Origin of the sequence: Cellvibrio polysaccharolyticus (assembly GCF_015182315.1) — a bacterium.
Lineage (GTDB): Bacteria > Pseudomonadota > Gammaproteobacteria > Pseudomonadales > Cellvibrionaceae > Cellvibrio > Cellvibrio polysaccharolyticus.
In genome coordinates this window covers 4,233,236-4,258,256 of sequence record NZ_PRDL01000001.1, presented here as the reverse complement: position 1 = coordinate 4,258,256, position 25,021 = coordinate 4,233,236, and the positions used below count along the sequence as shown (strand labels likewise).

Annotated in this window: 18 protein-coding genes and 1 riboswitch; of the genes, 17 read left to right on the top strand and 1 reads right to left on the bottom strand. The window is 51.3% G+C overall.

From position 1 onward, the window contains the following. The 10 genes from C4F51_RS17990 to uca all read left to right on the top strand — a co-directional run. The coding region (locus tag C4F51_RS17990) for a BapA/Bap/LapF family large adhesin (RefSeq protein ID WP_235992367.1) at positions 1-4,488 on the top strand (4,488 nt) is incomplete at its 5' end. Positions 4,489-4,599: 111 nt separating this feature from the next. Next, on the top strand, positions 4,600-6,024 hold the full coding sequence (locus tag C4F51_RS17985) for a TolC family outer membrane protein (RefSeq protein ID WP_193912213.1): 1,425 nt from the start codon (positions 4,600-4,602) through the stop codon (positions 6,022-6,024). Continuing rightward, positions 6,021-8,210: a type I secretion system permease/ATPase gene (locus C4F51_RS17980; RefSeq protein ID WP_193912211.1), complete on the top strand. Its 2,190-nt coding sequence runs from the start codon at positions 6,021-6,023 to the stop codon at positions 8,208-8,210. Before C4F51_RS17985 ends, C4F51_RS17980 begins: the two co-directional genes overlap by 4 nt. A gap of 18 nt (positions 8,211-8,228) precedes the next feature. Beyond that, on the top strand, positions 8,229-9,485 hold the full coding sequence (locus C4F51_RS17975; RefSeq protein ID WP_193912209.1) for an HlyD family type I secretion periplasmic adaptor subunit: 1,257 nt from the start codon (positions 8,229-8,231) through the stop codon (positions 9,483-9,485). Between the two features lie 356 nt (positions 9,486-9,841). Beyond that, a riboswitch (guanidine-I (ykkC/yxkD leader) is annotated at positions 9,842-9,951 on the top strand. A gap of 59 nt (positions 9,952-10,010) precedes the next feature. Further along, a complete protein-coding gene (locus C4F51_RS17970) occupies positions 10,011-11,066 on the top strand; it encodes a putative urea ABC transporter substrate-binding protein (protein WP_193912206.1) in 1,056 nt (351 codons plus the stop codon). A gap of 34 nt (positions 11,067-11,100) precedes the next feature. Beyond that, entirely contained in the window at positions 11,101-11,922 is an 822-nt protein-coding gene (locus C4F51_RS17965; RefSeq protein ID WP_193912204.1) for an ABC transporter permease, read from the top strand. Then, a complete protein-coding gene (locus tag C4F51_RS17960; protein WP_235992366.1) occupies positions 11,919-12,698 on the top strand; it encodes an ABC transporter ATP-binding protein in 780 nt (259 codons plus the stop codon). Before C4F51_RS17965 ends, C4F51_RS17960 begins: the two co-directional genes overlap by 4 nt. Further along, complete coding sequence (locus tag C4F51_RS17955) at positions 12,695-13,414, top strand: urea amidolyase associated protein UAAP1 (protein ID WP_193912202.1); 720 nt, start codon at positions 12,695-12,697, stop codon at positions 13,412-13,414. Before C4F51_RS17960 ends, C4F51_RS17955 begins: the two co-directional genes overlap by 4 nt. Before the next feature lie 86 nt (positions 13,415-13,500). Next, complete coding sequence (locus tag C4F51_RS17950) at positions 13,501-14,145, top strand: urea amidolyase associated protein UAAP2 (protein ID WP_193912200.1); 645 nt, start codon at positions 13,501-13,503, stop codon at positions 14,143-14,145. A gap of 69 nt (positions 14,146-14,214) precedes the next feature. Continuing rightward, positions 14,215-17,835 (top strand): urea carboxylase, encoded by a 3,621-nt coding sequence (gene uca / locus C4F51_RS17945; protein WP_193912198.1) that lies wholly within the window; start codon positions 14,215-14,217, stop codon positions 17,833-17,835. 74 nt (positions 17,836-17,909) lie between these two features. Here uca and C4F51_RS17940 read toward each other — a convergent pair whose 3' ends face one another. After that, entirely contained in the window at positions 17,910-18,410 is a 501-nt protein-coding gene (locus C4F51_RS17940; protein WP_193912196.1) for a hypothetical protein, read from the bottom strand. 136 nt (positions 18,411-18,546) lie between these two features. Here C4F51_RS17940 and C4F51_RS17935 point away from each other — a divergent pair, with 136 nt between their 5' ends. The 7 genes from C4F51_RS17935 (at position 18,547) to C4F51_RS17905 (ending at position 25,004) form a co-directional block, all read left to right on the top strand. Beyond that, complete coding sequence (locus C4F51_RS17935) at positions 18,547-19,053, top strand: DUF6622 family protein (protein WP_193912194.1); 507 nt, start codon at positions 18,547-18,549, stop codon at positions 19,051-19,053. A gap of 235 nt (positions 19,054-19,288) precedes the next feature. Beyond that, positions 19,289-20,440 (top strand): glycoside hydrolase family 88/105 protein, encoded by a 1,152-nt coding sequence (locus tag C4F51_RS17930; protein ID WP_202987721.1) that lies wholly within the window; start codon positions 19,289-19,291, stop codon positions 20,438-20,440. Positions 20,441-20,486: 46 nt separating this feature from the next. After that, positions 20,487-22,535 carry a DUF2264 domain-containing protein gene (locus C4F51_RS17925; protein ID WP_193912192.1) on the top strand — a complete coding sequence of 683 codons (2,049 nt, stop codon included), beginning with the start codon at positions 20,487-20,489 and terminating at the stop codon, positions 22,533-22,535. A 299-nt stretch (positions 22,536-22,834) separates the two neighbouring features. Then, positions 22,835-23,644, top strand: a complete 810-nt coding sequence (locus C4F51_RS17920; RefSeq protein ID WP_193912190.1) for a BLUF domain-containing protein — start codon at positions 22,835-22,837, stop codon at positions 23,642-23,644. A 3-nt stretch (positions 23,645-23,647) separates the two neighbouring features. Next, positions 23,648-24,220, top strand: coding sequence for a GTP-binding protein (locus C4F51_RS17915; RefSeq protein WP_193912188.1), 573 nt, complete (start codon positions 23,648-23,650; stop codon positions 24,218-24,220). Next, entirely contained in the window at positions 24,210-24,590 is a 381-nt protein-coding gene (locus C4F51_RS17910) for a roadblock/LC7 domain-containing protein (protein WP_193912186.1), read from the top strand. Before C4F51_RS17915 ends, C4F51_RS17910 begins: the two co-directional genes overlap by 11 nt. Before the next feature lie 51 nt (positions 24,591-24,641). Beyond that, a complete protein-coding gene (locus tag C4F51_RS17905; RefSeq protein WP_193912184.1) occupies positions 24,642-25,004 on the top strand; it encodes a hypothetical protein in 363 nt (120 codons plus the stop codon). The last annotated feature ends 17 nt before the right edge of the window (positions 25,005-25,021 follow it).

The following is a 25,021-nucleotide window of genomic DNA, read 5'->3' as shown; positions in this document are numbered from 1 at the left end:
CTCGTGGTCAGCCCGGACGGCAGCAGTGTCAGTGGTAACGGCGAAGCCGGTGCCAGTGTCACCATCACCGACCCGGACGGTAATGAAATCGGCAGCGGCACGGTGCAACCGGATGGCAGCTTCACCGTCGCCATCGCGCCACCGCAAATCAATGGTGAAACCCTCACCGTCGTCCTCGGCAACGCCAACGGCGATTCCGACCCGGCTACCGTGGTGGCACCGAACGTGGATACCGGCGATGACGTGCCGGCACCGGCCACCGGCCTCGTGGTCAGCCCGGACGGCAGCAGTGTCAGTGGTAACGGCGAAGCCGGTGCCAGTGTCACCATCACCGACCCGGACGGTAATGAAATCGGCAGCGGCACGGTGCAACCGGATGGCAGCTTCACCGTCGCCATCGCGCCACCGCAAATCAACGGCGAAACCCTCACCGTGGTACTGGGCAACGCCAACGGCGATTCCGACCCGGCCACCGTGGTCGCGCCGAACGTGGATGCCGGTGATGACGTACCGGCACCGGCCACCGGCCTCGTGGTCAGCCCGGACGGCAGCAGTGTCAGTGGTAACGGCGAAGCCGGTGCCAGCGTCACCATCACCGACCCGGACGGCAACGAGATCGGCAGCGGCACGGTGCAACCGGATGGCAGCTTCACCGTCGCCATCGCGCCACCGCAAATCAACGGCGAAACCCTCACCGTAGTCCTCGGCAATGCCAATGGCGATTCCGACCCGGCCACCGTGGTCGCGCCGAACGTGGATGCCGGTGATGACGTCCCGGCACCGGCCACCAATCTGGTGGTCAGCCCGGACGGCAGCAGTGTCAGTGGTAACGGTGAAGCCGGTGCCAGTGTCACCATCACCGACCCGGACGGTAATGAGATCGGCAGCGGCACGGTGCAACCGGATGGCAGCTTCACTGTCGCCATCGCGCCACCGCAAATCAATGGTGAAACCCTCACCGTCGTCCTCGGCAACGCCAACGGCGATTCCGACCCGGCCACCGTGGTCGCGCCCAACGTGGATGCCGGCGATGACGTACCGGCACCGGCCACTGGCCTGGTGGTCAGCCCGGACGGCAGCAGTGTCAGTGGTAACGGTGAAGCCGGTGCCAGTGTCACCATCACCGACCCGGACGGCAACGAGATCGGCAGCGGCACGGTGCAACCGGATGGCAGCTTCACCGTCGCCATCGCGCCACCGCAAATCAACGGTGAAACCCTCACCGTGGTACTCGGCAACGCCAACGGCGATTCCGACCCGGCTACCGTGGTCGCGCCGGTAGTTAATGATGATGTTCCTGATATCGCGACCAACCTGCTGGTTAGTGCCGATGGCACCAGCCTGACCGGTAACGGCGAGGCGGGCGCCACCGTCACGGTGACTGACGCAGGGGGTAATGAAATTGGTACCGGAACAGTATTGCCGGATGGTTCCTTCACGGTTGGTCTGACACCGCCACAAATTGACGGACAGATTCTGACCGTTGTTCTGGGCAACGCTAACGGTAATTCCGACCCGGCTACCGTCCTCGCGCCGAATGTGGATACGGATGATGACGTGCCTGCACCGGCCACCAATTTGGTTGTCGGTCCGGACGGTGCCAGTGTCAGTGGTAACGGTGAAGCCGGTACCACCGTCACCATCACCGACCCGGACGGCAATGAAATCGGCAGCGGCACGGTACAACTGGATGGCAGCTTCACCGTCGCCATCGCCCCGCCGCAAACCAATGGTGAAATCCTGATAGTGGTGCTTACCAACGCCTTCGGTGACTCGGATCCGGCTGCTATTGCTGCGCCAGTGATAGAGGTTGAACTGCCCGACCCGGCCACCAATCTGGTGGTTAGCCCGGACGGCAGCAGTGTCAGTGGGACCGGCGAAGCCGGTGCCACCGTCACCATCACCGACCCGGACGGTAATGAAATCGGCAGCGGCACGGTGCAACCGGATGGCAGCTTCACCGTCGCCATCGCGCCGCCACAAATCAATGGCGAAACCCTCACCGTGGTACTCGGCAACGCCAACGGCGATTCCGACCCGGCCACGGTGCTTGCCCCGGTAATTAATGATGATGTTCCTGATATCGCGATCAACCTGCTGGTCAGTGCCGATGGCACCAGCCTGACCGGTAACGGTGAGGCTGGTGCGGCAATCACCATCACTGACCCGGACGGTAATGAGATAGGTACCGGTACGGTACAACCGGATGGCAGCTTCACGGTCAGTCTCACCCCGCCGCAAACCGATGGCGAAACTCTAACGGTGGTACTCAGCAATGCCAATGGCGATTCAGGACCCGCTACGGTTGTTGCGCCGGTGGTTAATGATGAGGTGCCCGAGGCGGCTATCAATCTGCTCGTTAGTCCGGACGGTACTACCCTTACCGGCAATGGCGAGCCAGGTGCTGGTATCCGTATTACCAATCCCGATGGTGATGAAATTGGTACCGGTACCGTTCAGCCGGACGGAACCTTTACCGTCACCTTGATACCCCCACAAACCGCGGGTGAAACCCTCACGGTGGTGTTGAGTAATGCCAATGGCGATTCCGGCCCCGCTACTGTGTCTGCTCCGCTGGTAGAAGAAGTGCTGGCATTTGATAACGTCGCTTCAGCATTTATAAACCTTGAACCTACGGTGACTGCCAATGTGAGCGCCGGCAGTGCAGGTTACCTTGCCTTGCTTAACTTGCTGAATGTTGTCGATCTGCAGGTGCTCTCTGTCAATATGATTAATTTTAACGTGGCTCACGGGCACCGTTCAGACCTCCAGCTGGAATTCAATTCGCTACTGGGTGTCGGTGCGCTGAGTGACTTGAGGGCTGTAGTTCAGGTTCGTGATGAGAGTGGCAGCTGGGTTGGCTTGAATGGCGAAGGGCAGGCGTCTTTCCTTTCGCTCAACCTTCTGAGTGGCGGTGCCGCCGGAGTAAGTGTCAGTGGTTTGCCTGCCGGTGAATACCGTGCATTTATGGCAGCCAATGGTGTGGTTAACCTGTCGGTAATAGCGAATCTCACGGGTGTACGTACCGATTATGACTACAACAACATCCTGGGAACAGATGCTGTCAATGTCTCGGGTAACGTACTGACCGATGCCGGGGTCAATAGTGGTGTGGATGTTATTACCGACGACACGATTGTATTCAGTGTCCAAGGCACACCTGTACCTCTGGAAGGCGCCACTATTGATGGCACATACGGTCAACTGACGATCTTCCAGGATGGCACCTATACCTATGTACCCAACGACTCGTTGGCCGGTATTGGCAAGGTTGACAGTTTCAGCTACACGATTCGGGATACTGTCACCCAAAGTGAGAGCACCGCAAACCTGCATATCCGTATCGACAGTGAAAGTGTGGATCTGGAATGGAGCGCGCCCGGCGACGATGCGCAATTTGCTCTGGAAGCGAGGGATGATCAGGCAACGGCAGCACTCAGTTACAGAAATGTTGTTTCGCCCACAGCGACCGCCAAGCTGGGCGCCGATTTTGGCCTCAGTGGCGGGCTTGTCAAAACCGGGCAGACCACGGTTTCTTTCACCGTTAACGCCAACGATAAATCGAATGTCGTGTTAATCGTGGGTACTGACGCCAGCCTCGGTTCATTATCGGTATTGCCAACCTATACGCTGCAACTGCTCAAATGGAATGAAGGAACATCCACGTGGGTTCCTGTGCCAGGCGGCAATGCCAGTGGTACGGCGTTGGCATCACTACCCCTGCTGAATGGTTTGTCCGGTCTTCAGCTCCAGGTGCCGGGCGACCTGAGTGCGGGCAGTTACCAGGTTAAAGCCACCATCAGTACGGTCGCTCTGTCCAATTTCAGCTCAGCGGTTTACCTCACCCGCACCGATACCCATTTGAATCAGTACGAAGTTAACAGCAATCCGGGTGTTAGCGGCAACGTGTTGGCTGATGACGATTTGGGCTCACCGGCTACCAAACTAATGGTTCAGTCCGGAGGTTCTTATCAGGATATTCCAACGAGTGGTTTAACCGTGGTGGGGTCATACGGCAATTTGCTCATTCAGCAAGATGGTAGCTATCACTACAGCCCAACCGGTAATCCTGTTCATCACACCGCAGACGTTGTTGATATTTTCCAATATCAGGTAGTCGCTCCTAACGGTGAGACATCGCAAGCCTCGCTGGAAATTACCGTTGATGTGTCCGGTGCGGGTGTGGTTAACACCGGTCCTTCGCCGCTGGCTTTCTTTGACGATATTCCTGACCTGGATCTTGATCTTGCCTCAAACGATGAATCGGTGGCTGCAGAGGATGCCGAACTTGATGTCTCGCTCGAAGAGCTGGTTCATGAATCATCGGAAGAAATAGCCCTGTCGTTCGAGGAGGAAACGGCATCGCTGGCTACTGACGAACCACCGGTTGATAACACGCTCACTAGCGATGCCAGTGAAATTGTACTGACAGAGCCGGTGGCGCAAAACGACGACCTCTGGAATCAGCCTGACAATTATCTGGGTTGATGTTTGTGACAGGTAACGGCACCTGCGGGTGTCGTTACCTCTCTTATAAAATATCTGCACGACCTGTAGCAGATAAAACGCTGACAGAAGCGTTACAAAAGGATGATTGTTATGATCAGGTGGTTAAACCTGACCCGGAATGTCGGCTCACTGCTGCCGGGTATGGTTTTGTACGGTTGCAGCACGGTTATCTTTGCTCAGGTAACAGCGTTGGAAACTGAAACAGTCTCTGCGAATGCAGTCGTTAATACTGCGGGAAATTCTGCGTTTTATTCATCAGCGCCTTCCCTATCCACGCCGCCCTTGGCTATTGAACAAGCTATTGGTCAGTCCGTGCAGTGGCATCCTGCTATTGGCGAAGCTGTAGCTATTTTGTCTCAACGCGAAGAGCAAATAGCCATTGCCCGCGCCGGTTACTATCCGAGAATTCAGGGCGGTTTGCGCAGCGGTTACGATAATACTTATGACGAAAGTAAAAGCAGCCAGGCACTGGTGCTGTCGGTGTCGCAAATGTTGTATGACTTTGGCAAGGTTGCCAATGATGTGAAGGCCGCCCGCGCCGGGGTTGCATTGGGGCAGGCCAATCTGCTTTATACGATTGATCAAATAATTCGCGATACCGCTTATGCGGTTATTGAAATTCAACGCTATCAAAATTTATTCAACATTGCCGAAGACCAAATTGAGGGCGTAACCCGAATTTTGGATTTGGCCGAACAACGCAGCAGAAGCGGTGCCAGTACCCGTTCCGATGCGGTGCAAGCACAATCCCGTCTTGAAGGTGCACGGGTTACTCTGTTGCAACACATCGCCCGACTGCAACGGTGGCAGGCACACCTGGCATCGCTGATTGGTGAGAGTGGTTCACGTACCGCAACCGATGATTTTCCGGCGCAACTTCTCAGCAGTTGTGATCAATCGGAAAGTGATCCGCTTAAAGTGCCGGAGTTTTTAATTGCACAAGCCCGGCAAGCTGAAGCGATAGCAAGGCGCGACCTGGCCCGCTCCGAAAATCGCCCCACCATTTCTATCGACCCCTCTGTCACGCATTATCTCGATAACAACTACCAGGTGGGCCCCAATCAGGATCGCACCCAGTGGGGCGTTTTTCTGAATGTAAATATGCCTTTTTATCAGGGTGGCAGTAATCGTGCGCGGGTGCGCTCGGCCGATTTTGCGTTGCGCTCTGCCGAGGCTGCGCTCGAATCGGCCAAATTGATTGTCAAGCAAGGTTTGTTTGAAGCCTTCACGCAAACGGCAAGTCTGGAACGCAGTCTCGAATCCCTGGCTCGTCGTGATATCAGTATTTCCGAAACGCGCGATCTCTACCGGCAACAGTATCTGGATTTAGGTACACGTTCATTGCTCGACCTGCTCAATGCCGAGCAGGAAATTCATCAATCGCGGTTTGATCGGCAAAATACCATTTCTGATTTACGTCGCCTGCAAATTGATTGTCTCTATAACACCGGTGAACTGCGCGATGCCTTTGCATTGACGCGAGCCCCGGTTCAGGGAGTGGAAATAACACCATGAATACTTCAGCATTTGCAGAAGAACCGCTGGCGCACGCGCACTTTTCCAGCAAGGGCCATGAAAACTGGCTGGAAGCAATCATTAGTGTTGCCCAACATTATCGGCTCTCCTGTTCGGCCGAAAATATTCGGCTGGCTTCTATCGAAACCGGCAATTTATCGCTGGAAGATATCGTTCGGCGTATGGCGAGAATGGCCGGGCTGAGTATTCGCTTTTCGCAACTGACCGATGCCGGTTTAACCGCCTGGCGGCTGCCGATAGTGGTGCAGTTTGATGATGGCCAGCTGGGTGTTGTTGAAACGCTGGATAAAAAAGGCAACGCCGGTGTGCGCTTTACCGGGGATGAAGGTTTACTCAGTTCGGTACCGCGTCAGGAGCTGCTTAACCGCGTTATCAAATCGGTGATCTTGCGTCCTGCCGAAGCGGTGGCCGATGAGCGGGTAGACGATTATATAAAACCTTACGAGCGTCATTGGTTTCGTCAAATTGTATTGCGTGACATGAAACCTTATGGACACGTGATGTTGGCTTCACTGGTTGCCAACACCATGGCACTGTCAGGCGTGTTGTTTTCCATGCAGGTTTATGATCGCGTGGTGCCGTCGGAATCTATCGCTACCTTATATGTGTTATTTATCGGGGTATTAATTGCGGTAATTTTTGATTTCATCATGCGCTTGATGCGAGTCAAAGTAATTGATCTGTTAGGCAAACGTGCCGACCTGCGTATTTCCGATCGCGTCTTCGGGCATGCTATCCGGTTAAAAAATTCTGCCCGCCCAAAATCCACCGGTACGTTTATTTCGCAGTTACGTGAACTTGAATCCGTTCGCGACATGATCACCTCAAGCACCGTTGCCGTTATTGCCGACTTGCCGTTCTTTTTATTCTTTCTGTTTATTTTCTGGATAATTGCCGGGCCTCTGGTGTGGGTGCCCGCTGCCGCGGTTGTTTTTATGTTATTGCCGGGTTTTCTTGCCCAGAAAAAATTATCCCGTTTGGCCAGAGCCGCGCAGCGCGAATCCTCTTTGCGTAACGCCATGCTGGTAGAAACCGTGCAAGGTATAGAAGATATTAAAACCTTGCAGGCTGAACAACGCTTTCAGCAAAAATGGAATCATTACACCAGCGTATCGGGTGAAGCATCCTTGAGTATGCGCGCCCTGGTCAGCAAACTCACCACCTGGACGCAAAACGTGCAGACGCTGGTATTTGCTCTGGTCGTTTTATTCGGTGCGCCTATGGTCATGGCTGGCGATATGAGTACCGGCTCTCTGGTGGCGGCTTCCATTCTTTCCTCGCGGATGCTTTCGCCCATGTCGCAAGTAACCCAGCTACTGACACGGTGGCAACAAGCCAAAGTGGGGCTTGAAGGTTTGAATCAACTGATGCAACTGCCGGTGGATCATCCCGAAGGCAGCAAGCGCGTGCATCGCGCCTTGATTCGCGGCGACTATGAATTGCGGGATGCCAGTTTCAAGTATTCCAACGAAGACCCGACCACTGCTTTGCATATTGACCAGTTGCATATTGACCCTGGCGAACGTATCGCGGTGCTGGGTAAAAACGGTGCCGGAAAGTCCACGCTATTACAGGCACTGGCCGGTACGCTGGAGGCAAAACGTGGCGGCATCTCGCTGGATGGTATTGCTTTGGGGCATCTCGACCCTGCCGATGTGCGACGCGATGTTGCGCTGCTATCGCAAAACTCGCGGCTGTTTCACGGCACCATCTACGACAATATTACGCTCGGTGCTGCCGATGCATCCGATGAAGAAATTATCAGTGCGCTGACCCTCTCCGGCGCCATTGACTTTATTCGCAAAACACCCAAAGGGCTGGATTATTTAATTCAGGAAGGCGGCCATGGTTTATCCGGCGGGCAGCGTCAGTCATTACTGCTGGCACGGTTGCTGATTCGTCAGCCCAATGTACTGCTGCTGGATGAACCCACCGCGGCCATGGATGAAGCTACCGAAAAACAATTTCTTAACGCCCTTGATGAATGGGCAGAACAGCGCACCCTGGTTATTGCGACGCACCGTATGAGTGTGCTGCGTATTGTGCAGCGCATTATTGTGGTCGATAACGGAAAAATTGTACTCGATGATGCACGCGATGCTGCTCTGGCACGTCTCGCTCGTGTAAAACCGGCAGCCGCAGACGTTGCTGCCGTCGCCAGCTGATTAGCGGAGGATGAATCGATGAGCCAGCATGACGCGCCGGTAGTGCAACCGGTTAAAGCAAAGGAACCCCATCCACCGGCTTTATTATCCCGTGATCTGGAGCCCGAAGAGGCCGCCTTTCGCGACGGTTATGACGATGCGCGGGTAACCGGTTCTTCCCGCATTATATTAATCACCTTTGCGCTACTGGCCTGTCTGGGTGTCTGGGCTTATTTTGGTACGCTGGATGAAGTTTCCACCGGCAGCGGAAAAGTAGTTCCCAGTTCGCGTGAGCAAATTATTCAGTCGCTGGAAGGCGGTATCGTCACCGAGCTGCTGGTAGCAGAAGGGGACCTGGTTGAGCGGGGGCAAATACTGGCACGGCTTGACCCCACCAAAACCGAATCCAACCTGGGTGAAAGCGCAGCAAAATACCGGGCGGCATTGGCAAGCTCGGTGCGTTTACAGGCCGAAGTGAATCAAACGGTGTTGGAGTTTCCGGAAATTCTAAGCGACTATCCGGATTTAATAAAAGCAGAAACCCGTTTGTTTGAGTCGCGAAAAAAACGTCTCGATGAATCACTGAACGGTATTGAAAATTCCTTGCAGCTGGTGCGGCAGGAATTGAAAATTACCGAAGCGCTGGCAAAAAATGGCGCGGCAAGCAGCGTTGAAGTATTACGCTTGCAGCGGCAACAAGTTGAGCTGGAACTGAAAGCCATTGAGTTCCGTTCTGAATATCTGGTGCAGGCACGCGAAGAACTTGCACGAGCCCGTTCCGATGTCGAATCGCTGGAGTCGGTTGTTAAAGGCCGTTCGGACAGCCTGACACGACTTACCCATCGCTCACCGGTGCGCGGCATTGTAAAAGACATTGAGGTGACCACCATCGGTGGCGTCATACCGCCCAACGGGCGTTTGATGCAAATAGTGCCGCTGGATGAGCACCTACTAATTGAAGCCAGAATATCCCCGCGTGATATCGCTTTCATTCACCCGGATCAGGACGCGAAAGTAAAAATCACCGCTTACGATTACAGTATTTACGGCGGCCTCGAAGGCAAGGTGGTAACTATTTCGCCGGACACCATTCAGGATGAAGTAAAACCGGAAAACTATTATTACCGCGTCTTTATTCGCACCGCCTCCGATGCGCTGGAAAATAAAGCCGGTACGCAATTCGCGATAACGCCCGGCATGATTGCAACGGTAGATATCAAAACCGGGCAGAAAACCATCATGGATTATCTGATCAAGCCCATCAACCGGGCCAGCGAAGCCTTGCGCGAACGCTGAAGTCACCGCTAGCGGCCTGCCGACACTGCTGGCAGGCCGGCGCAGATCTTCCTCTGTCTATTTTCTCTCTGGTTGGCGCATACCCTGTGTGCCGAAAAGGCGCAATTGCCATCCCCGGTGTGATTGTCAACGCGTCATCTTCGCTCTTGCTAGTAATTGCGCCTTTTCGGTGCAGTGATGAATTGCGCTGCACCACGAGCATACGAAGGCGGCGACACCCATCTGCCTGAAAAGCCGTGCAAGCGTTGATTTCATTGTCTTGCACCATTCTGGTATCCAAATTGCAAAACCCCCGGTGTTGTTGATGAAACATTGAATTGCCCGCGCTCCGGGTGTCAGGGACAACATTACAATTTGCAATAGAGCGCTAGGGTTCCGGTTTGTGATTTCACAAATGTCTGGTCCGAGAGCACTCGACCTCCCAGGTTATGCGGAGGTTACACGGCGGGATAAAAGCCCGGGAGACGACGCTGTTAACCAACAGCCGGAGTGCTCTTATGACCGTTGTAACCACCGGAGATAACCATGTCACTATTGTCTGCATCACGTGTTTCCGCATTGCTTTCAGGTTTGTTGCTGTCTTGCACGGTGGCTGCCGAGCCTTTCAAAGTTTGCTGGTCAATTTATGTAGGCTGGATGCCCTGGGGCTACGGCGAAGAACAGCAAATCGTTGATAAGTGGGCCAAAAAATACAATATCGAAATCGATGTTGTACAAATCAACGATTACATCGAATCCATCAATCAATACACCACCGGTCAATTCGATGCCTGCGCCATGACCAACATGGACGCGCTCACCATTCCTGCCGCTGGCGGCGTGGATTCCACCGCATTAATTGTTGGTGACTTTTCCAACGGTAATGACGGCGTGGTACTGAAAGGCAAAGACAAAACCCTGAAAGACATCAAAGGCCAGCGCATCAATCTGGTAGAGCTGAGCGTTTCTCACTACTTGTTGGCACGTGCGCTGGAAACCGTCAACCTGCGTGAAAGCGATGTGCGCGTGGTTAATACCGCAGACGCCGATATGGTGGCGGTGTTTGGAACCAAAAGCGTTTCAGCGGTAACCACCTGGAACCCGCTGCTGGGTGAAATTCTTACGCAGCCGGACACCTCACTGGTGTTTGACTCATCGAAAATCCCGGGCGAGATCATGGACTTGTTGGTAGTCAACACCAAAACCCTCAACGAAAACCCCGATCTTGGTAAAGCCCTTACTGGTGCCTGGTACGAAATCATGGCGCGCATGAGCGCGAGTTCTGCCGACGGCGTTGCAGCGCGCACGGCGATGGCGGTTGCGTCCGGTACTGACCTTACCGGTTACGAAGCCCAGCTGGCCAGCACACGCATGTTTTACAAACCTGAGGATGCGCTGGCGCTGGTAAACAGCGACGCCTTGCTCACCACCATGGAAAAAGTTGCCTCCTTTTCTTTTGATCATGGCTTATTGGGTGATGGTGCACCGGATGCCGGCTACATCGGTGTTGAAGGCCCCAGCGGTGTTTTCGGTAATAAATCCAATATCAAATTACGTTTCGATCCGCGCTTTATGCAAATGGCCGCGGATGGCGAGTTGTAACCTGCGGTACTGAAATTCTCCTGAGCAAGTGGCTATGAAAAGATTGATTAACATCACACCGAATAAACCGGCCAAGTGGCTGTTGGGGCTGTTGCCTTTTGTCATCCTGCTGGTGATTTATATGATCGCCTCGGATGCACGGTTGGCGGAAAATCCCAACGACAAGCTGCTGCCTGGTTTTGGTCAAATGGGCGATTCCATAAAAGCATTGGCGTTTGAACCTAATAAAAGAACCGGTGATTATGTTTTCTGGCAAGACACCCTGAGTAGCCTGCAACGTTTGGGGCTGGGTGTTGCTATCTCTGCTTTCATCGGTTTTTTTATCGGTATCGTCAACGGTGCTTTGCCGCTGATTCGTTCTGCCTTTTCGCCACTGCTTACGGTTATTTCATTAATTCCGCCGATGGCAATATTGCCGGTACTTTTTATTGTTTTCGGTCTGGATGAATTATCCAAAGTCGCTTTGATTGTGATCGGGGTTGCGCCTTTTATTGCGCGGGACATTCAACGCGGAACAGCCGCTATTCCTCTTGAACTACGGGTAAAAGCGCAAACACTGGGCGCGTCCAGCTGGCAGCTCATCTGGCGGGTGCTGGTGCCGCAAATGATGCCGCAATTAATTAACGCCGTGCGTTTATCACTCGGCTCAGCCTGGTTGTTTTTAATCGCCGCAGAAGCGATTGCTTCTACCGACGGCCTTGGTTACCGCATCTTTCTGGTTCGCCGTTACATGTCCATGGATATTATTTTGCCCTACGTTGCGTGGATCACGCTGCTGGCATTTGTTATCGACTATGTGTTGGCTCAAATAAGCCGCCGCTGCTTTCCCTGGCATCATCAGGAGACTGAAAAATGAGTAAATCGCCGATGATTGAAGCCAGAAATGTTTGGAAAAGCTACGGTGACAATGTCGTGCTGGAAAGCATGAACATTAAAGTCAACGCCGGTGAGTTCGTTACCATGGTGGGCACCTCCGGCTGCGGTAAAAGTACATTTTTGAAAATGTTGCTCGGTATGGAAACCGTAAGCCGCGGTGAATTACTGCTGGACGGCAAGGTCATTCCGCAAGAGCCTGACCAATCCCGTGGCATCGTCTTTCAGCAATATTCGGTTTTTCCCCATCTAACCGTTTTGCAAAATGTCATCGTTGCTCGCGAATTTGAAAAGTCGCCGCTGTTAGGAAAATTATGGGGCGGCGCACGCCGTCGCGTGGAAGAAGAAGCCAAAGCGCTGATTGACAATGTGGGTTTAAGCCAGGCGCTGCACCGCTACCCGCATCAATTGTCGGGCGGTATGAAACAACGGCTCGCCATCGCCCAGGCATTGATTCGCCAGCCGCGCATCTTATTGCTCGACGAACCTTTCGGCGCACTCGACCCGGGCATCCGTGCCGATATGCATCAACTGGTGCTGTCACTGTGGCGTGAACACAATCTCACCGTGTTTATGGTGACCCACGATTTAAAAGAAGGTTTTTATCTCGGCACCCGCTTATGGGTGTTTGATAAAACCCGGCATGACCCGCAAGCCCCACAGGCTTACGGCGCGCACATTACTTACGATCTGCCTATCGACAAACGTAACCGTGAAAACTTACCCGCACTGGAAGCATTACAGGTAGCTTTACCATGACAGATTACCTTTACCAAACCACTTTGCCAGGCAACGCCCATTGGTCTATGGAATTACCGCGCGGCAGCGTATTGAAACTCACAGACCTTGAAGGCGGCGCCAACGTAGGAATGTTGTTTTACAACCCGCGCAATTTGCTGGAGCGCTACAACGCACCGGACACGCTGAAATGCCAGCACACCTTTAAATTGCAAAAAGGCAATTGCCTCTATTCCGATATGGGCCGCATCTTTGCTTCGGTTATTGAAGACAGTTTCGGCTGGCACGATACCGTGTGCGGCAATTTGCACCGCAATGATGTAGCCGCTCGCTGGGGTATTCGCGATTATCAAAATGACCGTAACGACTGGCTGCAAAATGGCTACGACGCTTTTTTGGTTGAACTGGCCAAATACGGTTTGGGGCATCGCGATATGGCGGCCAATATCAATTGGTTCAGCAAAGTCAGCAGTGATGATAGCGGCAAAGTTCAGCTTGATACGGATGTCAGTTCCGCTGGCAGTTCAGTCACTTTGCGTTTTGAAATGGATACGCTGGTGGTGCTGCACACCTGCCCGCATCCTTTTAATTTTGCAACGCAATATCCTTTCAAGCCGGTGAGTATTGAAATCGGAAAATCCGCAGCAGTTGCAGATGATGATTACTGCAAAAATTTCCGCCCGGAAAACCAACGCGGTTTCCAGAACAACGCACTCTATTATCTGATGACTAAATAAAGCACGGTCTTTTCGGCAAGAGAACAGTCCCTCGAACTTCTTTCACTGCTCACGCAACCCCGCGACTATCGTGAGGAAAAAATACGATGACACTCAAAGAAAGCACACTAAAACCCGAAACGGCCAACACCCGGCACCATGTAAAAGCCGGTGACTATTTTTTCGGAATTATTCCGGCAGGTAGCACATTGCGAATTGTCGATCTTGAAGGCAACCAGGCCGCCGATGTATTGTTCTACAACGCAAAAAATCCTGAAGAACGCTACAGCGCCATGGATACCATTCGCTCACAAGCACAGGTTTATCTCAGTGCAGGCACACAGCTGCGCTCCAACTTTAACAACCCCATGCTCGACATCGTTGCCGACACCTGCGGACGCCATGACACACTGGGCGGCGCCTGTGCAACGGAAAGCAATACCGTGCGCTACTCGCTGGAAAAACGCTGTATGCACGCCTGCCGTGACAGCTGGATGCTCGCTGTTGCAGAACATCCCGAGTTTGGCATCGACAAACGCGATATTACGCACAACATCAATTTCTTTATGAACGTGCCGGTAACCGCTGACGGCGGCCTGACGTTTGCCGATGGTATTTCCGCGCCGGGTAAATATGTGGAGCTGAAAGCGCACATGGACATTCTGGTGCTGGTTTCCAACTGCCCGCAATTGAACAACCCCTGCAACGGATACAACCCGACACCTATCGAATTACTGGTGTGGGAACACTGATTTAATTTCCTGTCTTCAGTGGACGACCACTGTCGTAAGCCAGCGCAGGACGGCCTGCCGGAGCCACACATGTTCACCAAAGTTTTAATTGCCAACCGTGGTGCCATTGCAACACGCATTATTCGTACGCTCAAAAAAATGAATATCCGCTCGGTGGCGGTGTATTCCGAAGCGGATGCCGAGTCATTGCACGTTCGCCTCGCCGATGAAGCCTGGAGTCTGGGAGAGGGCGCTGCGGCGAAGACCTATCTCGACCGCGAAAAAATAATTGCTATTGCCAAACAAACCGGCGCCGAGGCGATTCATCCGGGTTATGGTTTTCTCAGTGAAAATGCCAGCTTTGTTGCGGAGTGTGAAAAAGCCGGTATCGCTTTTATTGGCCCGACCGCAGAGCAAATGCTCACCTTTGGTTTGAAACACAAAGCTCGTGAGCTGGCGCTGGCTGCCGATGTACCTTTGTGTCCAGGTACGGATTTGTTGGTCAGTGTGGATGAAGCATTGGAATCCGCTAATCGCATCGGCTATCCGGTGATGCTGAAAAGCACGGCTGGCGGTGGTGGTATCGGTATGCAGTTGTGCAATACCGATGAAGAGCTGCGTCAGGCATTTGATAGCGTAAAACGTTTGGGTGCCAACAACTTTTCCGACGATGGCGTTTTTCTGGAAAAATTCATTGCTGCCGCGCGCCATATTGAAGTGCAGGTATTTGGTGACGGGCAGGGCAATGCCATTGCTTTGGGTGAGCGCGATTGTTCCAGCCAACGCCGTAACCAAAAAGTCATTGAAGAATGTCCGGCACCGGACTTGCCGCAGTCGCAACGCGAGGCCATGCAGCGCACCGCAGAAAAATTGCTCGCGTCTGTCAGCTACCGCAATGCCGGTACCGTGGAATTTATTTACGATGCCAAAGAGCAGCACTTTTATTTTCTGGAAGTAAACACCCGCTTGCAGGTAGAGCACGGTGTTACCGAGGAAGTATGGGGCGTAGATCTGGTTTCCTGGATGATCCGTCTGGCAGCGGGTGATTTGCCTTCGCTGGAAAGTTTACGTGCAGACCTGAAACCGCAAGGTCATGCCATTCAGGTTCGCGTGTACGCCGAAGACCCGGCCAAAGATTTTCAACCTTGCGCCGGTTTGCTCAGCCATGTGCAATGGCCTGAGGCACAAGCCGGTGTGCGTATTGACCACTGGATTGAAAGTGGCATTGAAGTGCCGGCTTTTTTTGATCCCATGCTGGCAAAAGTGATTGTGCATGGTGATACCCGCGAGGAGGCATTAGCGCGTTTATCGCAAACGCTGGCCAATTCCCGTTTGTACGGTATTGAAACCAATCTGGCTTATTTACAATTTTTGCTACACGATGAAACTTTCGTACAAGCGAAAATGACCACCCGTTATTTGAACCATTTACGTTATAGCCCGGCACGTATTGAAGTGCTGCAAGGCGGAACGCAAACCACTATTCAGGATTATCCCGGTCGTCAGGGTTACTGGCATGTGGGTGTGCCAACATCAGGCCCGTTTGACAGTTACGCTTTTCAATTGGGTAATCGCTTGCTGGGTAATGTGCACACCGCTGCCGGTCTGGAAATTACCCTGCAAGGCCCCACGCTGAAATTTACCGGCGATACCGATGTTGTTATCACCGGTGCCGCCATTAATGCCTTGCTGGATGGTGAACCCTGCGCTTTGCAGCAAATTATACGCATCAAAGCCGGTCAGCAATTACAACTGGGGCGCATTACCGATGCCGGTGCGCGTGCCTATTTAACAGTGGCTGGCGGTTTGCAATGTCCGGACTACCTCGGTGCCAAATCCACATTTACGCTCGGCCAATTCGGTGGACATAATGGTCGCGGCTTGCGCGCTGGCGATGTGCTCGCATTGCAGGAGCAACCGCTTGCTACCAGTGTATTGAAACAGTTGCCGCCGTCTTTGTTGCCAACAATCAGCAACAACTGGCAACTGCGGGTTATTTACGGCCCGCATGGTGCGCCGGATTTTTTCACCAACGAAGACATCACTACCTTTTTTGCCCACGCCTGGGAAGTGCATTACAACTCCAGCCGCACCGGTGTGCGTCTGATCGGCCCCAAACCTGCCTGGGCGCGTAGCTCCGGTGGTGAAGCGGGTATGCATCCGTCGAATATTCACGATAACGCCTACGCATTTGGTACGGTAGATTTTACCGGCGACATGCCGGTAATCCTCGGGCCGGATGGCCCTTCACTCGGTGGTTTCGTTTGCCCTGCCACGGTTATCTCGGCAGATTTATGGAAGCTTGGCCAGGTCCGTGCTGGTGATAAAATTCAATTTATTCCGGTATCTATTGATCAGGCGGTAGCCATTGAAGAAGCACAACTGCAAGCCATTGCCGATCTCGATGGCAGTACGTTGATTCACAATGTTTCTGTCGCCACTGATGCTTTGCCCAATCCCATTGTGGCTGAATTGTCGGCTAACGAGGTCGGCGAAAAAGTGGTTTACCGTTGTGCCGGTGATCATTTCCTGCTGGTTGAATACGGCCCGCTTGAATTGGATATTCGCTTGCGCTTTCGTGCTCACGCGCTTATGCAATGGCTTGAAAAAAATCCGCTGCCGGGTTTGCGTGAACTGACGCCGGGTATTCGTTCGCTGCAAGTGCATTACGACAGCCAAACGCTTTCCGTTCAGGATTTAATTACCCATTTGCAACAAGGCGAACGCTGGTTAAGCACGCGTCTGGATGCATTGCATGTACCGTCACGTACTGTTTGGCTACCACTCAGCTGGGACGATGAAGCCTGTCGCCTTGCTATTCAAAAATATCAGCAATCCGTACGTCCCAACGCGCCCTGGTGCCCCAGCAATCTGGAATTTATTCGTCGCATTAATGGCCTGGCAGATATTCAGGCGGTGAAAGACATCGTTTTCTCGGCGTCCTATCTGGTCATGGGGCTGGGTGATGTTTATCTCGGTGCGCCTGTCGCTACACCGGTTGACCCACGTCATCGCCTCGTCACCACCAAATACAACCCGGCGCGTACCTGGACTGCTGAAAACTCGGTGGGTATTGGTGGCTCTTATATGTGTGTTTACGGCATGGAAGGGCCGGGTGGTTATCAGTTTGTGGGTCGTACTTTGCAAATGTGGAATCGCTACCGCCGCACCGATGTTTTTGAACGCCCGTGGCTGCTGCAATTTTTTGATCAGATTCGTTTCTACGAGGTCAGTCACGACGAACTGCAAAAAATCCGTAAAGATTTCCCGTTGGGTAACTACCCGATCAAAATTGAAGAGGGAGAATTCAGCCTCGGCGAATACCAGCAATTTATTGCCGATGAAAGCGCAGATATCGCCGCGTTTACCCGGCATCGTGAAGCCGCCTTCGAAGAAGAACTCGCCCAATGGCACGCTACCGGTCAATTCCATTACGAAGCGCCGGAAGTTGAAGCCAGCGATGAAGAAGAAACCTTCCCCGAAGGCGCAACCCTCATCGACAGTTCAGTATCCGGCAGTGTCTGGCAAAGCCTGGTAAAACCCGGCCAGCAAGTAAAAGCCGGTGAAGTGGTGCTGATCCTGGAATCCATGAAAATGGAAATCGCCGTCACCGCCCCGGTAGCCGGCAAAGTACTGCAAGTACTAAAAGGCGAAGGCGCCCGTGTGCAGGCCGGGCAAACTTTGCTGGTGCTTGAAGCGGCAGAGGCGTGATTCTTTAAATAGTAAGCCCGGTCAGTTTAAGAGACTGAAAACACAGCCAGTAGAATTTTAAACTGGCTGTGTTTTCATCTGGCAACATTATATAAAAATTTCGCAATAGTTCTGGCTCGTAGAAGAATTACCAGCGCAGCTACCGTCTCAAAGCCAGTCGCTATAATACTTGCTTGATGATCAAATGCCGAAGCATATAACCCCGGATTATTAAAGAACAGATGTAGATAGATACTCCAATAGACTACATCTACCAAGGCATAAAATAAGGCAATTAACCCAACGGTAAGAATCAGCGAAACCAGAATGCTGAATGTCTTCTCGGGTAATACGGTATTATCCAAGTCCGGAGGAATAACATGTTTAGAAATTTGGGTGGGGAAAAACCACAGTATTGCTGCCGCCAGCGAAGGAATTGCCCATAAAGCGAAAAAAAAGAAAGGAGAAGCCTTCATGTCCTCGTATCCATCCATGAAGAGAATAGTAAGGACGGTGGTTAATTGTTTTAGTGAATAAATAAAAATCCCGATTGCCAGCAGTCTTAATCCGATGGCAAGGTATTGATGAGCTTGCATATTACTTCCCTGGTTTTGATGGGTTATCCAAAAACTATAATTGGTTCTACTACTATATGTTGCATAATAGAACCTTCATAATAAAATAACTATTTTTTCATGGTTTTATTGGCCAATCTATCCTGAGAAAAGAATCATGGATGAAAATTTTATATACACTATCCTTTTTCAAACACCCGGGTGGGTGTATTTTTTATTTTTTGCTCTTGTGTTGCTGGGTTTTTATCAGCGCAGAAGCAGGATAGTAAGTCACACGAGACTTCTCATTCTGCCCTTGTCCATGTCCGGTTTTTCCTTTTATGGGCTCGTGGCATCTTTTGGTTTTAATTGGCTTTCTGTTATCTGCTGGCTGTCCGGGTTTATTGTTTCTATTATTTTTTTTAGGCAGCTTTCTATAGAAAAAGTAAAAAAGCTACCATCCGGAAAATTTGAGGTAAAAGGTAGTTGGTGGTCGCTTGTGTTGATTATGGCCATTTTCTTTATCCGATATTTTATTGGCTATGCACAAGCTATCAATCATGTGATTTTGCAGCAGTCGGAGTTTATCGTTACGGTGAGCTTTTTATTAGGGCTACTTAGCGGAGTTTTTGTGGCACTGATAGCAGCCGGCTTTTCTCTCCGGCGAGTGGGCGCAGATCACTGAGCATATTAGATGGATAAAAGTTTATTTTGACGACGGAAGCCTGTAGCCAGATGCTAAACACGATTGGAAAACGTCTGCTATGCAATGCTGGCGCCTGTTAAGTAAAGATCTGCTCTATTGAAATGCCGGTAACTCCATTCGTCAGGCCTGACGATTTTACATTTTTTCGCTGATAGATTAATGTCGACCCCGAACCGCTTACAGCATAATAAACCGGCATCGGCAGACCTATATCATGATGATACGTTTTTCTTTTCCAAAGGCGCTTGTTGCGCTGTCTCTGGCTTTTACTCTCAGTGCTTGTTCAAAGCAGTCATCGGCTCCGGAGCAAGTGCTTCCGGAGGCAAAAAATGTTTTGCAAACCCTTACCAAAGCCAATGATTACTGGCAGCGCGAGAACTCTGAGCCAGGTTGGGCATTCTGGGAACATGCGGCTTACCACACCGGTAATATGGAAGCCTACTATGTTACCAACCATCAGCCTTATCTCGATTACTCGATGCGTTGGGGTGAAAAAAATGAATGGAAGGGCGCTAAGTCTGACGATCGTGCCAACTGGAAATACAGCTACGGCGAGACGGATGATTTCGTTTTATTTGGTGATTGGCAGATTGCTTTTCAAATCTACATAGATCTTTACAAAATTACCGATGACGAGAAAAAAATTGCTCGTGCCATCGAAGTGATGGAATACCAGATGTCTACCGACGCGGTGGATTACTGGTGGTGGGCGGATGGCTTGTATATGGTTATGCCGGTGATGACCAAACTTTATCACGTCACCGGTAACGAGTTGTATCTGGAAAAACTGCACGACTATTTCATCTACGCCAAAAGCATTATGTACGATGAGGAAACCGGTCTTTTCTTTCGCGATGCCAAGTACGTGTACCCGCAACATAAAAGTCTGAATGGTCATAAAGATTTCTGGGCGCGTGGTGATGGCTGGGTGTTTGCCGGTCTGGCAAAAGTGTTGGCTGACTTGCCGAAAGATCACAAGCACCGCGATGAATACCTCAAGGTTTACCTGCGTATGGCAGAAACCCTGGTTGGTTTACAACAGCCTGGCGGTTATTGGACGCGCAGCTTGCTCGACCCGGAACACGCACCGGGTTACGAAACCAGCGGTACAGCTTTCTTTACTTACGGTTATCTCTGGGGGATTAACAACGGTTACCTGGAGCGCGAGCGCTATTTACCGGTGGCGTTGAATGCCTGGGAATATTTGACCGGTGTTGCTTTGCAGGAAGATGGCAAACTGGGTTATATCCAGCCGATTGGTGAGCGCGCCATTCCCGGTCAGGTGGTGGATGCCAATTCGACAGCCAATTTTGGTGTTGGCGCTTTTCTATTAGCCGCATCGGAAATGTATCGTCTGGTTAAGTAATGCTTGTTCAGCCCGGCAATGGCCGGGCTATATTCAGGAAAGAATAATGACTAATCGCCTTCCTTATATTCGTCGTATCGCCGGAGTCGTGCTTGCCGGTGTTTTATGCAGTGCAATTTCTGTTAGCGCCCAACAAAAATCCTCCGCAACAACCAACAATAATATTTTTGTGATTGAGAAGCCGGACTATGAGTTGAGCCCGCACACGGGCATGACCCGCGAGCATTGGAAAGATGCTGCCTTGTATTTGCTGGAAGGTGCGTTCAGCCATATTCAATCTATTGATGACTCAATGGTGTTCCCGCGATTTCCCGGTGAAGTGCGGCCAGCCGACAAACCTGCGTCGGTAACCGAAAAGCTTGAGGGGCTTTCGCGCACGTTGTTTGCTGCCAGCGTGTTGATGCGTGAGAACCCGGATCTGACCATTAACAATATCAAGGTGGCCGATTACTATCGTCACCATCTGGTCAAGTTGACGCAGGCGGATAGCAATACCTTTATTCCTCATCGCAAGAAAGATGCCGGTACTCACCAAAACCTGGTGGAATTTGGTGCGGTAGCCATCTCGCTATTTGTTGCACCGGAAATTCTCTGGCAACCGCTCAGCAAAGAGGAGCGCGATGCGCTGGCGGCGGTGATGCTCAGCTGGGGCGATGGCCCGACCGTGCCGTCCAACTGGAAATTTTTTAATATTTATATTTTGAGTTTTTTTAAACAACAGGGCTATCCGGTTAATGAAACCCTGCTGGTAGAATATCTGAATCTGTCACTGGATCACTACCGTGGCGAAGGCTGGTATAACGATAACCCCGCGTACGATTATTACAGCATGTGGGCGTTTCAAATGTACGGTGTTATGTGGGCTGACTTTTTTGGGAATGAACACTACCCGAAAATTGCCGAAAAACTGGTTGCCAACTTTCGCGAGATTAACGACAACTATCCTTATCTGTTTGCGCGTGATGGCGAGATGATTATGTGGGGGCGCAGCATTGCCTATCGCTTTGCCAGTATTACACCTTTCCCGTTAATGGCGCTGGTTGATAAAAACCCGGTTGATTACGGCTGGATGCGTCGCATTTCTTCCGGCAACCTGTTGCAGTTTCTGCAGCATCCTGAATTCCTTCAGGACCGCGTACCCACACTGGGTTTTTATGGCAGCTTTGCGCCTGCGGTACAACAATACAGTGTGCGTGGCAGTTCTTACTGGTCTTTGAAAGCTTTCCTCGCGTTGCTGGTTCCGGCTGATCACGCCTTCTGGACAGTCAAAGAAAGCGAAGGTGCATGGGAAACGTCACTGGCGGAAAACACTGTGCATAATAAATTTCAACCTGGCTCGGAAATTCTGATTACCAACTATCCGAATATCGGCGCATCGGAAGTTCGCGCCTGGTGCCATGTGAAGGTGATTGATAATTGGGAAGCCTTCCGCGGCAGCGAAAACTATAACCGTCTTTCCTACAACAGTGCTTTTCCCTGGCAGGCCGATGGCAGCAACGGCGAAGTCGCGATGAATTACCTGGTTAAAAATAAACAGGGAGTCTGGGAGGCGCTACGTTTATTCGATTTCAAAAAGTTCGACAACGGCATTTATTACCGTAGCGCGGTGTTGGAAACCGATGAGCAGGTTGCTTTCAATCTGGCGGATATTCCGCTGGCCAATGGAATTTTGCGTATTGATCAAAATATCAGTAAAACAGAGACCGACTTTCGTTTGGGGCATTACGCCTTGCCGGATAACGGGCAGGGCATTCGCAAGTCCAGCCGCAAGGTCAATAACCATGAGGTACAGTTGATTGATAATGGCGAGTATCAGTTGGCGTTAGTGTCGCTATCCGGCTGGGATAAAATAGAAACGTTGAATACTATCGGCTTGCACCCCGCCAGTGAAAAAAGCGCTGTTATTAATGTGCAGCATCGTTTGAAAAAATCTGCTGAAAGCCCGGTAACCTATGCCACCTTGATGCTGTGGAAAAAATCCGGTGAAACCTGGTCGGATGAAGAGTTGATGCCGGTCAAGTCTGTAAACGTTGAAGCTAAACATATTGATGTTGCTTTTAACGACGGAGCCAGAAAAAAAATCCGCTTTGAATAAAAATATTGCCGTAAACCTGATCACCCGATGCAAAGTCTGCGTCGGGTGATTTTATAAATGCGTTTTACAAATAAAGTCTTTACAAAAATTGTGGCGTCGAAATTTCCCCAAATTGCATAAATCGGTCGATATGTGACTAAAACAATCCTTTTCCGTAGTGGTAGTTTGCACCTTCCCCTTTTTTATAAAAAACTCGCATAAGAGCAATTTGCAGTTATACGAAACCGGGCTTAATCTTGCGTAATACGCATGGCCCTTTGCCTTGCTTCATCCGCGTTTGTATGAAGAAGGATTTCATTTTGACCAGGAGAATTGCTTTTCTGGCAACCTTGCCCGGTAACATGGATGACAGTGAATACGCCGAGCGTATTTATCATCTGTTTGACTCGGCGCGCATCTACAATAAGGAACACCGTATTCATGGTGCATTTCTTGTGCATCACAATACCTCGTTCCAGGTGCTGGAAGGCGAGTCGGGGGAGTTGGCTAAATATGTTTACCGTATGAGCCGCGATCCGCGCCTTTCATCGGTCAGTGTTATTCTCAATCGCGAAATTGCCCGGCCTCTCTTCAACCGTTGGACGATCAAATTATTAAATGAAGGGCACGGCGACCACGCCGGTTTTCTTGAAAAATTACATGATGCGCTGAAAAGCCAATGGTTGATTCAACAGGAAAAAGATAAAAGCCGACTGGCAGAGTTTTTCCCCTCCCGCAACCAGGAAAATATCCACATCGCGGTTCCGGTAGCGATTGCTGATGACGGCACGCGTTACCGGAAAATGGCTTTGTCAATGAAAGCCTGGCCGCGCCCCACGCAACTGCGGTTAACCGCCGACCTTATCAAACTCTGCCCTCGTCTTATTGGCCGAAAAATTGGCTACCAGCGGTTACTGGACATGGAACTGTTTAGCAGTGAAGAAAAACTGGTTGAGCAATTGCAACTGCTTGACCATATTCATGTACTGGAAATTTCCCCGGCTCAGCAGCCTGCGTCTCTGCCGACTCTGCAAGAACATACAGCGCCCACCCCCGTGTCTACCGGATCATTATTCAGCCAGGCATTGCGTAAATTTATTCATGCAAGAACAGACCGGGGAATGCATTGAATCATGGAAATGATCTATCAAAAACTGGCGGTGGTTGGCGAGGTGGGTGCCGGTAAAACGCAATTTATCCATACGATCAGCGAAATTTCTCCCTTCGCCACCGAGGCTAAATCCAGTGTCGATATCGGCAAGGAATACACCACCGTAGGAATTGATTACGGCCGGCTGATGTTGGCGGATCATATTGCGCTGGGCATCTATGGTTTGCCTGGGCAGCAGCGTTTTCAAATGCTGTGGGAGATGGTGCGCCGCGGTCTGTGGGGGTTATTGGTGCTGGTCCGGTTTAACGATGATGCCAAAATTCATGTTTTGCATGAAATTCTGGATTACTTTTTCGCCACGAAAAAAGATTTACCGCTGGTTATCGGGCTGACCCACTGTGACGAGGCGGCCAGTGATGACGATATCAATCTTTTGCTGGATTCCATTCAATACACGCTGGATGACCATCAGTTACAGGCGCCGGTTGTGCCGGTTGATCCGCGAGATGTGGAATCGTCATTGATGTTGTTATCTCTGTTCGATTCGTTGCAAAACCCGGCTGAAGATTTTGAGGAAAAATTACATGTCATCTGATGCTGATCTTCGTAACCGATTGCAGCCGCTGTTTGCCCGTTATGCAGAAAACGATGCGATAGAAGTGATTGCGCTGGCCACAACCGATGGCTTTCCTGTGTATAGCATCAATCAGGGCGCTGAACATTTTGCCGAGGACACACTATCTGCCGCCGCCAGCACCTTGCACTCGGTTAGCAACGCGGTAACGCGGCAAATATTGGGCAAAGGTTTCAAAATTACCTTTATTGAAGCGGAGCAGGGCAATGTTGCTTTTGTCGCACTGACGCTGTCGGGCCGCGATTATGTCCTGGTCATGTCAGCGCGGGAATCGCTCAATATCGCCAGCCTGCGATTATTGATTAACCGCCTGGCGAAGGAAATGGGTTAATAATCACTGCCGGCTCGCAACGCCGGTTACTTTAATGTTAGGGAGCGTGCTATGAGCAGTCTGGATGAAGTTACCAAAAGTTTGATGGAAATTGATGGCGCCCTGGGGTGCGCTATTGTGGATTACACCACCGGCATGTTGTTGTCGTCGGCCGGTTCCGGGGTGGATCTGGAACTGGCTGCTGCCGGCAACAGTGAAGTTGTGAAAGCAAAATTGAAAACCATGAAGACATTAAATATTAACGGTGGTATTGAAGATATATTAATCACGCTCAGTGAACAGTTGCACATTATTCGCCCCAGTGTCTCCAACGATGGTTTATTTATTTATCTGGTACTGGACAAGAAAAATTCCAACCTCGCGCTGGCGCGGCGCAAAACCGCTGACCTGGAAAAAACCTTGCAGAGAATATAAAAAATAACCGCCGCCAA

Bases quoted from the DNA above. Each gene is read 5' to 3' on its own strand.
- C4F51_RS17985 (WP_193912213.1), top strand. From the start codon at position 4,600: ATGATCAGGTGGTTAAACCTGACCCGGAATGTCGGCTCACTGCTGCCG.
- C4F51_RS17980 (WP_193912211.1), top strand. From the start codon at position 6,021: ATGAATACTTCAGCATTTGCAGAAGAACCGCTGGCGCACGCGCACTTT.
- C4F51_RS17975 (WP_193912209.1), top strand. From the start codon at position 8,229: ATGAGCCAGCATGACGCGCCGGTAGTGCAACCGGTTAAAGCAAAGGAA.
- C4F51_RS17970 (WP_193912206.1), top strand. From the start codon at position 10,011: ATGTCACTATTGTCTGCATCACGTGTTTCCGCATTGCTTTCAGGTTTG.
- C4F51_RS17965 (WP_193912204.1), top strand. From the start codon at position 11,101: ATGAAAAGATTGATTAACATCACACCGAATAAACCGGCCAAGTGGCTG.
- C4F51_RS17960 (WP_235992366.1), top strand. From the start codon at position 11,919: ATGAGTAAATCGCCGATGATTGAAGCCAGAAATGTTTGGAAAAGCTAC.
- C4F51_RS17955 (WP_193912202.1), top strand. From the start codon at position 12,695: ATGACAGATTACCTTTACCAAACCACTTTGCCAGGCAACGCCCATTGG.
- C4F51_RS17950 (WP_193912200.1), top strand. From the start codon at position 13,501: ATGACACTCAAAGAAAGCACACTAAAACCCGAAACGGCCAACACCCGG.
- uca (WP_193912198.1), top strand. From the start codon at position 14,215: ATGTTCACCAAAGTTTTAATTGCCAACCGTGGTGCCATTGCAACACGC.
- C4F51_RS17940 (WP_193912196.1), bottom strand. From the start codon at position 18,410: ATGCAAGCTCATCAATACCTTGCCATCGGATTAAGACTGCTGGCAATC.
- C4F51_RS17935 (WP_193912194.1), top strand. From the start codon at position 18,547: ATGGATGAAAATTTTATATACACTATCCTTTTTCAAACACCCGGGTGG.
- C4F51_RS17930 (WP_202987721.1), top strand. From the start codon at position 19,289: ATGATGATACGTTTTTCTTTTCCAAAGGCGCTTGTTGCGCTGTCTCTG.
- C4F51_RS17925 (WP_193912192.1), top strand. From the start codon at position 20,487: ATGACTAATCGCCTTCCTTATATTCGTCGTATCGCCGGAGTCGTGCTT.
- C4F51_RS17915 (WP_193912188.1), top strand. From the start codon at position 23,648: ATGGAAATGATCTATCAAAAACTGGCGGTGGTTGGCGAGGTGGGTGCC.
- C4F51_RS17910 (WP_193912186.1), top strand. From the start codon at position 24,210: ATGTCATCTGATGCTGATCTTCGTAACCGATTGCAGCCGCTGTTTGCC.
- C4F51_RS17905 (WP_193912184.1), top strand. From the start codon at position 24,642: ATGAGCAGTCTGGATGAAGTTACCAAAAGTTTGATGGAAATTGATGGC.